The organism is Ensifer sp. KUDG1, assembly GCF_050434285.1.
Classification (GTDB): Bacteria; Pseudomonadota; Alphaproteobacteria; order Rhizobiales; family Rhizobiaceae; genus Ensifer.
The window spans coordinates 123,119-135,172 of the sequence record NZ_JBNDIG010000003.1 but is presented as its reverse complement, the minus strand read 5'-3'; the positions used below and the strand labels follow the sequence as shown (position 1 = coordinate 135,172).

Genomic DNA, 12,054 nt, shown 5'->3' with positions numbered 1-12,054 from the left:
TGTATTGAAGCCGCCGTTCCTTGAGTGGAGCGGCGGTTTTTCGTTGGCGATTTTCTACCTGGCATTTGGTAACGGGATGTAATGATTTCTGATGCTAGGCTCGCTGCCGTTTGCTGCGCTTTTGTGTCAAGAAGACTCATGTGTTGCGATCGCATGGCCATAGATGGGCATGACGATCCGAGGCGTACGGCAACCGCCGATATGAAATGAGGTCCGGTCAATGAAACCCAGTCGCGCACCCCGCAGACAGGCGAAGCTGGCAAAGCCAGCGCTGACCCGGCAGAACGATGGAGCTCTTATGAAGCGCAAGTATTTCGGCACTGACGGTATTCGCGGCCAGTCCAACATGTTTCCGATGACTCCGGACCTGGCGATGCGGGTCGGCATCGCCGTCGGTACGATCTTTCGCAATGGCGCCCATCGTCACCGGGTGGTGATCGGCAAGGACACGCGTCTTTCCGGCTACATGCTCGAAAACGCGATGGTGGCGGGCTTCACCGCCGCCGGTCTCGACGTCTTCCTGCTCGGGCCGATCCCGACGCCGGGCGTGGCCATGCTCACCCGGTCGCTTCGCGCCGATATCGGCGTGATGATCTCGGCGTCCCACAATCCCTTCCAGGACAACGGCATCAAGCTTTTCGGCCCTGATGGCTACAAACTCTCCGACGATATCGAACAGAAGATCGAAGCGTTGCTCGATCAGGACCTCTCTGGACAGCTGGCAAAATCCGAAGACATCGGCCGGGCGAAGCGCGTCGATGGCGACATCTATCGCTACCTGGAACACGCAAAGCGCACGCTGCCACGCGACGTCACGCTGCAGGGTCTGAGGATCGCCATCGATTGCGCCAATGGCGCGGCCTACAAGGTGGCTCCGACCGCTCTTTGGGAACTGGGCGCCGAGGTCGTCAGCATCGGCACCGAGCCGAACGGTCTCAATATCAACCTCGACTGCGGCTCGACGCATCCGGCTGCCCTTTCCAAGAAGGTCCATGAAGTGCGCGCCGATATCGGCATTGCGCTCGACGGCGACGCCGACCGCGTGCTGATCGTCGACGAGAACGGCACCGTCATCGATGGCGACCAGCTGATGGCCGTCATTGCCGACAGCTGGGCCGAGGACGGCATGCTGCGCGGTGGCGCCGTTGCGGCCACCGTCATGTCCAATCTCGGTCTCGAGCGCTACCTGAAGGGGCGCGGCATCGACTTGCGCCGCACCAAGGTCGGCGACCGGTACGTCGTCGAGCAGATGCGCCAGGACGGCCTGAACGTCGGCGGCGAGCAGTCGGGCCACATCGTGCTGTCCGACTTCGGCACGACCGGCGATGGTCTCGTTGCCGCACTGCAGATCCTTGCGGTGATCAAACGCCAGGGCAAGGCCGTCAGCGAAGTGTGCCATCGCTTCGAGCCGGTGCCGCAGGTCTTGAAGAATGTTCGTGTTTCCGCCGGCAAGCCGCTTGAAGACGCGACCGTGCGCCAGGCGATTGCGGACGCGGAGGCGGAGCTTGCGAAATCTGGTCGTCTATTGATCCGCCCGTCCGGCACCGAGCCGCTGATCCGCGTGATGGCGGAAGGCGACGATCGCGGCCAGGTCGAGCGCATCGTCGACGAACTGGTCAACGTCATCGGCAGCGTGCGCAACGCGGCTTAAACGTCAGACCTTTGGTTTCCCTCCAGGGCCGGTGCGTTGCACCGGCCTCTTTTTTGTGCGGATGGTGCGTCAGCCATGCGCCGCGTCGGAGACTTTTTCCCGCGCGGGCGCGTCGCTTGCCGAGCAAGTGCTTCCAGCCATGCGCAACCTAGCGCTTTGTCCTGCCAAACTATTTAGGTGTGTCTTACGGATGCTCCGTTGCCGTCAGTAACGTCGCACGACAACTACAAGAATAGACCCGATGTTTAACAAACTCGGTAAACGATTGTAGTTAATCGGAACTTAACCTTTGCTCCTCATTATCCATAACCAACAACGGGATTTGGGCACCGGTTTCATGGTGAGCCAAGCAACGAAATGTATTGGAGTGGGCCATGAAGAGAATTTTGAGTGGCGTTGTTGCTATATTGCTCAGCGGCACGGCAGCTTACGCTGCAGATGTGTATCAACCGCCAATGGAGCCGGTGCCGGAACAGCCGGTCGAGGTCATCCAGACCAGCGGCTGGTATCTGCGCGGCGACGTTGGCTACGCCTGGAACAACCTGCGCGGTGCGAACTACTACCAAGGGGGGCCCGGCGGCTCCATCACCAATTTCGAAACGGCCGATATCGATGATTCCTGGGTCGCCGGCGTCGGTGTCGGTTACCAGTTCAACAACTATCTGCGCGCCGACATCACGGCCGACTACTGGGGCAATGCCGACTTTGCCGGTTCGACCCTGGGTGGCTGCGGCAGCGTGGCTGGTCCTTGCCGATCGCGTGACATAACTTCGGTTTCCGCCTGGAGCCTGATGGCCAACGCCTATGTCGACATCGGCACCTACGGCGCCTTCACCCCTTACGTCGGTGCCGGTATCGGTGCCACCCACGTCAAGTGGGACAAACTGCGCAACACCAGCTGCAGCATCGCCGATCCCAGCCAATGCGACCCGACGACGGGTCATGACGGCGAGAGCAAGTGGCGCTTCACCTATGCGCTGATGGCCGGTACGGCCATCGACCTCACCTGCAACCTCAAGGCCGACGTTGGCTACCGCTTCCGCCAGGTCGACGATGGCGACATGTTCGGCTACGCCAATGGTGGCGGCCCGGGCTTCGACAAGGGCTTCTACATCCATGAGGCACGCGCCGGTCTGCGCTACTCGTTCGGCAGTGTCTGCGAAGTGCCCTACGAGCCGGAGCCGATCGTCTACAAGTGATCGACCAGACCAGATGATACAAAAGGCCACCTTCGGGTGGCCTTTTTCGTTGCCGCCAATCTTTGCTGGTTTCCTAACGGGCATGGTTAACCAGGGGTTAACCAGTAGCTGCCAATAGTTAACGCTGAACGAAGCGGTGACGGCAGTGCGCCATCCCGCACCGATAGCAGTGGTGAAAGGGCATGGGCATGGATTGGCGAAACGGGTTCTGCGGGGCCGCTTTTGGTGCCGGCCTGCTCCTTTCCGGCGTGGCATTCGCTGCCGATGAGGAGCTCCTGAATGCGCCGGAGATCACCATCGAAAAAGAAGCCGCTGGCGCCAGCGCGATCTACCTGCGCGGCGATATCGGTTATGCGCCCTGGCGTAGCGAGGGCGATCCCTATTACCGAACCTTCGATGCAGGCACGTCGACATACGACAGCACCACTTTCGACAACGCCCGTTTCGACAAGCCGTTCGCAGGCTCGCTTGGCGTCGGCTACCAGTTTACCGACACGTTCCGTGCCGACCTGACGGCGGAGTATTTTGAGGGCCGGTTCAACGGTTCGTCATCGTCGACCGCCCCGTGCGCGGGGCAGGGGGCGGGAACGTCCTGCGCATTTTCAACCGCGGCTGATTACTCCGCTCTTGGCCTGATGGCGAACGCCTATGTCGATTTCGGCACGCTCGCCGGCTTTACCCCCTATGTCGGCGCCGGTCTCGGCGCAACGCGTCTCAATTGGGATACGGCAGTTGAACGGGCGACCTGCGTTGCCGGCGGCGGCGCCTGCGCTGGTGCCGCCGGCTCCACCCCCTACGAGGGGCGCGATAGCTGGCGGTTTACCTATGCCCTGATGGCCGGCGTTTCCTACGATCTCAGCGATCAGCTGAAGCTCGATGTCGGCTACCGCTACTCCCACATCGCCGATGGCGAGATGTTCGGCTTTGGTGCCGAAGCGCTGGCCGGCGCGCGGGGCGACAAGGGGTTCGACGATGGGCTTTCGCGTCACGAAATCCGGGCGGGCCTGCGCTTCTCGTTCTAACACGATCGGCCAAGGGAAGATCGGGCAGGTTTGCCGCGTTCCTTCCTCAGGTGATTCAGCCTGTTGCCCACATGAAGGCAGCGTCTGGCAACAATCGCTCGGCGGCGGCCGTGTGCTTTTTCGAATCTTGCTCGCGACGCCATAAATTTTGTCGATTGCGACAAAGCGCTTGACTTCCGGTCCCGCCCTCAATATCGACGACGGCGGGACACCCTTCCCCAACGAAGGGCTATCTATCTGGAAGGATAGCACATGGCAAAGCCTGCACAGCCGGACCTCCGTCCGAACAATACCCATTTCTCTTCTGGCCCTTGCTCGAAGCGCCCCGGTTGGACGCTCGACGCTCTCTCCGATGCTCCGCTCGGTCGTTCGCACCGCGCCAAGATCGGCAAGACGAAGCTGAAGCAGGCCATCGATCTTACCCGTGACATTCTTGAAGTGCCGGCTGATTACCGCATCGGTATCGTGCCCGCTTCCGATACCGGCGCCGTCGAAATGGCGCTCTGGTCGCTGCTCGGTCCGCGCGGCGTCGACATGGTCGCCTGGGAAAGCTTCGGCGCCGGCTGGGTGACCGACGTGGTCAAGCAGCTGAAGCTCGCCGACGTTCGCAAGTTCGAAGCCGCCTATGGCGAACTTCCCGATCTTTCCAAGGTCGATTTTGACCGCGACGTGGTCTTCACCTGGAACGGTACGACCTCGGGTGTGCGAGTGCCTAACGGCGACTTCATCCCGGCAGACCGCAAGGGCCTGACGATCTGCGACGCGACCTCGGCTGCCTTCGCGCAGAACCTCGATTTCGCCAAGCTCGATGTCGTCACCTTCTCCTGGCAGAAGGTTCTGGGCGGCGAGGGCGCCCACGGCGTCATCATCCTGTCGCCGCGCGCCGTCGAACGCCTGCTGACCTACGTTCCGGCCTGGCCGCTGCCGAAGATCTTCCGCATGACTTCGGGCGGCAAGCTGATCGAAGGCATCTTCACCGGTGAAACCATCAACACGCCGTCGATGCTCTGCGTCGAAGATTACATCGATGCGCTCGTCTGGGCGCAGCAGGTCGGGGGGCTCAAGGGCTTGATGGCGCGTGCCGACGCCAATGCGCAGGCGATTTTCGACTTTGTTGCCGCCAATGACTGGATCGCCAACCTGGCGGTCAAGGACGAGACCCGCTCCAACACCTCGGTCTGCCTGAAGATCGTCGACAAGGACGTGCTCGCGCTCGACGCCGACGGACAGGCAGCCTTTGCCAAGGGCGTGGTTGCGCTTCTCGAAAAGGAAGGCGTTGCCTTCGACATCGGCCACTACCGCGATGCACCGTCCGGTCTTCGCATATGGGCCGGCGCCACCATCGAGGCGGCCGACATGAAGGCGCTGATGCCGTGGCTGACCTGGGCTTTCGAGACCCAGAAGGCAACGCTGGCACAGGCCGCGGCCTGATCGGACAAGGGTGAGGACAATGAACTTCGCCCGCATCTCACACTGATTTGAGTGATCCGCTTCGCTCCCGATGGGAGCGAAGCTGGCTATTCGCATTTCCATTCAGACCTGATCTTTAAGGAGGCCTTTCATGGCATCTCGCGTTCTCGTATCCGACGAACTGTCGGAAACCGCCGTCCAGATTTTTCGCGATCGCGGCGTCGAAGTCGATTTCCAGCCGAAGCTCGGCAAGGACAAGGACAAGCTTGCCGAAATCATCGGTAACTACGACGGCCTCGCCATCCGCTCGGCCACCAAGGCGACCGAAAAGCTGATCGCAGCTGCGACCAACCTCAAGGTCATCGGCCGCGCCGGCATCGGCGTCGACAATGTCGACATCCCGGCCGCCTCGCGCCGCGGTATCATCGTGATGAACACGCCCTTCGGCAACTCGATCACGACCGCCGAACATGCGATTGCGCTGCTCTTTGCCGTTGCCCGCCAGCTTCCGGCCGCCGATACCTCGACGCAGGCCGGCAAGTGGGAAAAGTCCCGCTTCATGGGTGTCGAAATCACCGGCAAGACGCTCGGCGTCATCGGCGCCGGCAACATCGGCTCCATCGTCTGCTCGCGCGCCATCGGCCTCAAGATGCACGTTCTCGCCTACGACCCGTTCCTCTCCAAGGAGCGCGCCGAGGAAATGGGCGTTACCAAGGTCGAGCTCGACGAACTGCTCGCCCAGGCCGACTTCATCACCCTGCACGTGCCGCTGACCGACAAGACCCGCAATATCCTGAGCGCCGAAGCGCTTGCCAAGGCCAAGCCGGGTGTGCGCATCGTCAACTGCGCTCGCGGCGGTCTCGTCGACGAGAAAGCGCTTGCCGAAGCCATCAAGTCGGGCCATGTCGCCGGTGCCGGCTTCGACGTCTTCGAGGTCGAGCCCGCGACCGAAAGCCCGCTCTTCGGCCTGCCGAACGTCGTCTGCACGCCGCACCTTGGCGCTTCGACCACGGAAGCCCAGGAGAACGTCGCGCTGCAGGTGGCTGAGCAGATGTCGGACTACCTGGTCAAGGGTGCCGTCTCCAACGCCATCAACATGCCGTCGATCACCGCTGAGGAAGCGCCGATCCTGAAGCCGTTCATCCGGCTTGCCGACGTGCTTGGCGCCTTCGTCGGCCAGGTGACGGAAAGCGCGATCAAGGAAATCGAGATCCTTTATGACGGCTCGACCGCCGGTATGAACACCAAGGCGCTGACGAGTGCCGTGCTTGCCGGTCTGATCCGACCACAGGTCGCCGACGTCAACATGGTTTCGGCGCCGGTCATGATCAAGGAGAAGGGCATCATCCTGTCCGAGGTCAAGCGCGACAAGACCGGCGTCTTCGACGGCTACATCAAGCTGACGGTGAAGACCGCGAACCAGACCCGTTCGGTTGCCGGCACGGTGTTCTCGGACGGCAAGCCGCGCTTCATCCAGATCAAGGGCATCAACCTCGATGCGGATGTCGGCAGCCACATGGTCTACATCACCAACACCGACGTACCCGGCATGATCGGTTTCATCGGCATGACGCTCGGTGATGCCGGCGTCAACATCGCCAACTTCCAGCTCGGCCGCGAGAAGGAAGCCGGCGACGCGATCGCGTTGCTCTACGTCGATGGCGCGGTTTCCGAGGTTGTGCTTGACAAGCTGCGTGCCAATCCGGCAATTCGCCAGGCAAAGCCGCTGGTCTTCAACATAGATTGACGCCAGCCCAGCAAGTGGCAGCACCGTCTGCCACTTTGCCGACCCACTCACGGGACATATCGAGGACGCACCGGCTGACCGCCGGTGCGTTTTCCTGTTTCGAACGCATGTGACGAGAAATGACCGAAATGACATTCCGCTGGCGCGAGGCAAGCCTGCCCGACCTCGCCTCCGTATCGGAGATCCAGCTCGTGGTTCACCAGGCCTTTCCTGAGGATGACGCCGTTCTCGCCGACCGCATCGCACTCAGCCCTGCCGGTTGTTTCATGCTGGATGCGAAAGGTCTGTCGCGCGGTTATGTGCTGAGCCACCCATGGCTTCGCGGTGCGCCGCCGTCGCTGAACAGCATGCTTGGCGAAATCCCTGAGGCCGCCGACACGTGGTACATCCATGACCTCGCGCTCCTGCCGGAAATGCGCGGCTCCGGGGCAGGGGGCGGCGTGTTGCCGATGCTTGCGGATGTCGCTCGCACGGAAGGGTTCCGGTCGATGTCGCTCGTTTCCGTCAACGGATCCCGCGGCTTCTGGGAAAGACAGGGCTTTGAGGTCCGCATGGACGAACGGCTGGCACAGAAGCTTTCGAGTTACGGTGACGACGCGCTCTACATGGAGCGGCACCTCGTCTAAAATGAAAATGGCGCCGATCGGCGCCATTTTCGTTTTGTGCTGGATCAGGCCGCCCGCTGCGTCGCGGGCCGCCATACCTTTTCCTCGACGGTGAACTGGGCAAGCCGGCCGGAAAGCACGTTGCTTTCGCCGGCGAGTGTCTGGCTTGCGGCCGAGGTTTGCTCGACCATGGCAGCGTTCTGCTGGGTCATCTGGTCCATCTGGTTGACGGCGGTGTTGATCTCCCGCAGCCCGACCGACTGTTCGCGCGCTGCCGTCGCAATCGCGACGATACGGTCGTTGATCTCGTTGACCCGCCGCTCGATGTCACCGAGCGCCGAGCCGGTCGCCTCGACCAGCCGTACGCCGGCCGAAACCTCGACGCCCGACGCGGTGATCAGGCCCTTGATCTCCTTGGCGGCCGTTGCCGAGCGCTGCGCCAATTCCCGCACTTCCTGCGCGACGACGGCAAAGCCCTTGCCGGCATCCCCCGCGCGCGCCGCTTCGACGCCGGCGTTCAGCGCCAGAAGGTTTGTCTGGAAGGCGATGTCGTCGATCACGCCGATGATTTCGCCGATCTTCGAAGACGAGTTCTCGATACGGCCCATGGCAGTGATGGCGTCGCGAACGACCTCGCTCGAGGTGGCCGCACCCTTGCGAGCCTCGGCGACCATGCGGGTCGCCTCCTCGGCACGGTTGGTGGAGTTCTGCACCGCCGAGGTGATTTCGTCGAGCGCGGCTGCGGTTTCTTCGAGCGACGCTGCCTGCTGCTCGGTACGCTGCGACAGGTCGTTGGCTGCACGGCTGATCTCATTTGCATTGCCGGTGACAACAGAGGTGGAATCGGCGATTGCGCTGACCGTCGAGCGAAGTGCGGCGACGGCGGTGTTGAAGTCCTGGCGCAGCTTTTCGTAGTCGGCGCCAAGATCCGGCACGTGGGTGGTGAGGTCGCCGCTCGCCAGCCGCTCGAGCGCACCGCCGATGGTGCTGACGACATGGGCCTGCGCGCGGGCGGTCGCCTGCTGCATTTCCTCGTTGGCGCTGCGCTCACCGTCGAGCGCCACCTGCTGTTCGCGTTGGCGAACCTCGAGAGCATTGCGTTCGATCACCGAGGCGCGCAGCACGACGAGCGCGTCGGCCATATGGCCGATCTCGTCGCGGCGGTCGGTATCGGGGACTTCCGAACGGGTGTCATTGTTCGACACTTCGAGCATCACGTCCTTCAGCCGGTTGATCGGCCGGCTGATCGAGCGGCCGATCGCCATGGCGGCGGCAAGCGTCGCGATCGCGGCGATCGCCGTGGTGATGATCGTCATCAGCAGCGACGCATTGTACTTGGCGGCGAGATCGTCGGCGTAAACGCCGGTGCCGACACCCCAGCCCCAGGGCTTGAAGCCCTGGATATAGGAGTACTTCTCGACCGGCTCCTCGTGGCCGGGCTTGTCCCAGTAGTAGTTGACGATGCCGTTGCCCGGGTTCTGTGCCAACGCGATAAGCTCGACGTTGAAGGCCTTGCCGTTGGTATCCTTGAGGCCGCGCACGTCGGTGCCGACGAGCTTCTTGGCGAGCGGATGAGCGATCATCATGCCGTCGAAGCCGTTGATGAAGAAGTAGCCGTCCTGGCCGAAGCGCATGGCCATGACCGCGGAAATGGCGCGGCTCTGGGCCTCCTCACGCGAGAGCGTGCCACTGCGCTCCTGTTCCTCGAAGCTTGCGATCGTCGAGATCGCCGCTTCGGTGACGTTGCGCAGCATCTGCCGGCGTTCGTCGCTGACTTCCGCGTTGGCAACTTGAGTCTTATAGGCCATGGCGGCCGCCATGAAGACCAGCGCCATCGCCGTCAATAAGTAGATACGTGTCGAAATTCTAATGTTTTTCACTGCCTTAGCCCCAAGGAAAATCCTGGGGGCGACAGAAACATCCATCTGCTAATCAAGCCTTAAGTCACCTCCCGAGTTCTAGCGATTGCATCGCCAGAAACTTACCCGGCAGGCGCGAGGCTCCGGCTAGCGCGGGCGACCCTTTTCGGCGATCGCGATCCCTCCGAGCACCAGGAGCAGCGCGACAAGGTGGAAGAGGTGAAAGGTCTCGCCGATCAGCATCACCGACAGCAGCGTGCCGAAAACGGGAATGGCGTTGATGAACAGGCCGGCGCGGTTGGCGCCGATCATCTCGACACCGCGGACATAAAGCACCTGCGACATCAGCGATGGGAAGATCGCGGCATAGAGCACGATGATCCAGCCGGTGGTATCGGGCGCGATCGCGGTGCCCGTGCCGATCTCCCAGAACAACAGCGGAATGGCGCTCAAGAGCGCGCCGAAGGCGGGGGCCGCAATGAAGCTCTGCCAGTGCATCGTCGGCTTGTAGCGCAGCGCCACGGTGTAACCGGCATAGACGACGCAGGCCGCGATCATCAGCGCATCGCCGAAGTTGAATTCGAGCGACAGCAGGCTGGTGACGTCGCCATGGGCCGCCGTCACCAGAACGCCGACGAGGGTGACGGTAAAGCCGATCACCTGGGCGATCGACGCCTTCGTTCGAAACAGCACGAAGTTGAAGAGGAAGATCAGCATCGGGATGCCGGCCTGGAGAATGACGGCATTGATGGCGCTCGTATATTTGAGCGCCGAGTAGAGCAGGGCATTGAAGGTCGTGAAGCCGACCACGCCGTAGGCGAGAAGCTGCAGCCAGTGCTTGCGGATCTTGTCCCAGTCGTGCCGGATCTGCGGCGTCATCAGCACCAGGATGACGACGAGGGCGAAGACCCAGCGCAGGGTCGTCAGCATCATCGGGCTCACGTGGCCAACGGCCATCTTGCCGGCGACGGAGTTGCCGCCCCAGAAGAGCGCGGTGATGCAGAGATAGAAGTAGGCCCTGGAATTCACGATGCTCAGACCTGCATGGGGATGGCGACCGGTTGTCGCGATGGCGGGAGAGCGGAAGATATAGGCTCTAAATCCCGGCCTTGTCATGCAAAAAGGGCGGAACGCCCGACATAACGGGGTCGCTTTCCAGATGACAACACAGTATAGATGCGCGGGTTTGAGAACAGCGCAGCCTCGGTTGCGCGCCTGAACAGGAAGAGAATTATGACGAATGTCGTAGTGGTCGGCTCCCAATGGGGTGACGAAGGCAAAGGCAAGATTGTGGATTGGCTCTCCGAGCGCGCGGATATCGTCGTGCGCTTTCAGGGCGGTCACAATGCCGGCCATACCCTGGTGATCGACGGCGTCAGCTACAAGCTGTCGCTCCTGCCCTCCGGCGTCGTGCGTCCCGGCAAGCTTGCCGTCATCGGCAACGGCGTCGTCATCGATCCGCACGCGCTGATCGCCGAAATCGACAAGCTCGGCAAGCAGGGCATTGCGATCACGCCGGACAACCTGCGTATCGCCGACAATGCCACGCTGATCCTGTCGCTGCACCGCGAGCTTGACGGCATCCGCGAAGACGCCGCCTCCAACAGCGGCACCAAGATCGGCACGACGCGCCGCGGCATCGGCCCGGCCTATGAAGACAAGGTCGGCCGTCGTGCCATCCGCGTCATGGACCTTGCCGACCTCGACACGCTGCCGGCCAAGGTCGACCGCCTGCTGACGCACCACAACGCGCTGCGCCGCGGCCTTGGTGAAGCCGAGATCAGCCATGACGCGATCATGCAGGAACTTTCGTCGGTCGCCGACAAGGTGCTGCCGTTCATGGACACCGTCTGGGTGCTGCTCGACAAGGCCCGCCGCAAGGGCGCGCGCATCCTGTTCGAAGGTGCTCAGGGCACGCTGCTCGACATCGACCACGGCACCTATCCGTTCGTCACCTCGTCGAACACGGTCGCCGGCCAGGCTGCCGCCGGTTCGGGCATGGGCCCGGGCTCGCTCGGCTACATCCTCGGCATCACCAAGGCCTATACGACGCGCGTCGGTGAAGGTCCGTTCCCGACCGAACTTACCGACGAAATCGGCCAGTTCCTCGGCGAAAAGGGCCATGAGTTCGGCACCGTGACGGGCCGCAAGCGCCGCTGCGGCTGGTTCGATGCAGCCCTGGTACGCCAGTCGGTTGCCGCCAACGGCATCACCGGCATCGCGCTCACCAAGCTTGACGTTCTCGATGGCCTCGACGAACTGAAGATCTGCATTGGCTATACTCTGGACGGGCAGCAGATCGACCATCTGCCGGCAAGCCAGGCGCAGCAAGCTTCGGCAAAGCCAGTGTATGTTACGCTTGAAGGATGGAAAGAATCGACGGTTGGCGCACGCAGCTGGGCAGATCTTCCGGCGCAAGCGATCAAGTATGTCCGCCAGGTGGAAGAACTGATCGGTGCACCGGTTGCTCTTCTTTCGACCAGCCCGGAGCGGGACGACACAATACTTGTGACGGACCCCTTTGAGGACTAGTGTCGGCGAACTGACATTGCGTCGTGATC

At 62.2% G+C, this 12,054-nt stretch carries 9 protein-coding genes; 7 read left to right on the top strand and 2 right to left on the bottom strand.

The window, feature by feature from the left end:
• Positions 1 to 298: 298 nt before the first annotated feature.
• The 6 genes from glmM to M2267_RS11255 all read left to right on the top strand — a co-directional run bounded on the left by glmM (position 299) and on the right by M2267_RS11255 (position 7,655).
• Entirely contained in the window at positions 299 to 1,651 is a 1,353-nt protein-coding gene (gene glmM / locus M2267_RS11280; protein WP_429114662.1) for a phosphoglucosamine mutase, read from the top strand.
• Between the two features lie 374 nt (positions 1,652 to 2,025).
• Positions 2,026 to 2,850, top strand: a complete 825-nt coding sequence (locus M2267_RS11275; protein ID WP_429114661.1) for an outer membrane protein — start codon at positions 2,026 to 2,028, stop codon at positions 2,848 to 2,850.
• Between the two features lie 188 nt (positions 2,851 to 3,038).
• Entirely contained in the window at positions 3,039 to 3,872 is an 834-nt protein-coding gene (locus tag M2267_RS11270; RefSeq protein WP_429114660.1) for an outer membrane protein, read from the top strand.
• A 252-nt stretch (positions 3,873 to 4,124) separates the two neighbouring features.
• Positions 4,125 to 5,303, top strand: a complete 1,179-nt coding sequence (locus M2267_RS11265) for a phosphoserine transaminase (RefSeq protein WP_402325407.1) — start codon at positions 4,125 to 4,127, stop codon at positions 5,301 to 5,303.
• A gap of 130 nt (positions 5,304 to 5,433) precedes the next feature.
• On the top strand, positions 5,434 to 7,029 hold the full coding sequence (gene serA, locus M2267_RS11260) for a phosphoglycerate dehydrogenase (protein ID WP_429114659.1): 1,596 nt from the start codon (positions 5,434 to 5,436) through the stop codon (positions 7,027 to 7,029).
• A gap of 119 nt (positions 7,030 to 7,148) precedes the next feature.
• Positions 7,149 to 7,655: a GNAT family N-acetyltransferase gene (locus M2267_RS11255; protein ID WP_192450685.1), complete on the top strand. Its 507-nt coding sequence runs from the start codon at positions 7,149 to 7,151 to the stop codon at positions 7,653 to 7,655.
• A 44-nt stretch (positions 7,656 to 7,699) separates the two neighbouring features.
• On the opposite strand, the gene M2267_RS11250 is transcribed toward M2267_RS11255, so the two are convergent.
• Both M2267_RS11250 and M2267_RS11245 read right to left on the bottom strand, forming a co-directional pair.
• Positions 7,700 to 9,514, bottom strand: coding sequence for a methyl-accepting chemotaxis protein (locus M2267_RS11250; protein WP_429114658.1), 1,815 nt, complete (start codon positions 9,512 to 9,514; stop codon positions 7,700 to 7,702).
• 126 nt (positions 9,515 to 9,640) lie between these two features.
• On the bottom strand, positions 9,641 to 10,522 hold the full coding sequence (locus M2267_RS11245) for a DMT family transporter (protein ID WP_429114657.1): 882 nt from the start codon (positions 10,520 to 10,522) through the stop codon (positions 9,641 to 9,643).
• Between the two features lie 204 nt (positions 10,523 to 10,726).
• Here M2267_RS11245 and M2267_RS11240 point away from each other — a divergent pair, with 204 nt between their 5' ends.
• On the top strand, positions 10,727 to 12,025 hold the full coding sequence (locus M2267_RS11240; protein ID WP_043623234.1) for an adenylosuccinate synthase: 1,299 nt from the start codon (positions 10,727 to 10,729) through the stop codon (positions 12,023 to 12,025).
• Positions 12,026 to 12,054 lie beyond the last annotated feature (29 nt).

What these genes read in the sequence shown, in the direction of transcription:
- glmM (WP_429114662.1), top strand. Translation starts at nt 299, where the DNA reads ATGAAGCGCAAGTATTTCGGCACTGACGGTATTCGCGGCCAGTCCAAC.
- M2267_RS11275 (WP_429114661.1), top strand. Translation starts at nt 2,026, where the DNA reads ATGAAGAGAATTTTGAGTGGCGTTGTTGCTATATTGCTCAGCGGCACG.
- M2267_RS11270 (WP_429114660.1), top strand. Translation starts at nt 3,039, where the DNA reads ATGGATTGGCGAAACGGGTTCTGCGGGGCCGCTTTTGGTGCCGGCCTG.
- M2267_RS11265 (WP_402325407.1), top strand. Translation starts at nt 4,125, where the DNA reads ATGGCAAAGCCTGCACAGCCGGACCTCCGTCCGAACAATACCCATTTC.
- serA (WP_429114659.1), top strand. Translation starts at nt 5,434, where the DNA reads ATGGCATCTCGCGTTCTCGTATCCGACGAACTGTCGGAAACCGCCGTC.
- M2267_RS11255 (WP_192450685.1), top strand. Translation starts at nt 7,149, where the DNA reads ATGACCGAAATGACATTCCGCTGGCGCGAGGCAAGCCTGCCCGACCTC.
- M2267_RS11240 (WP_043623234.1), top strand. Translation starts at nt 10,727, where the DNA reads ATGACGAATGTCGTAGTGGTCGGCTCCCAATGGGGTGACGAAGGCAAA.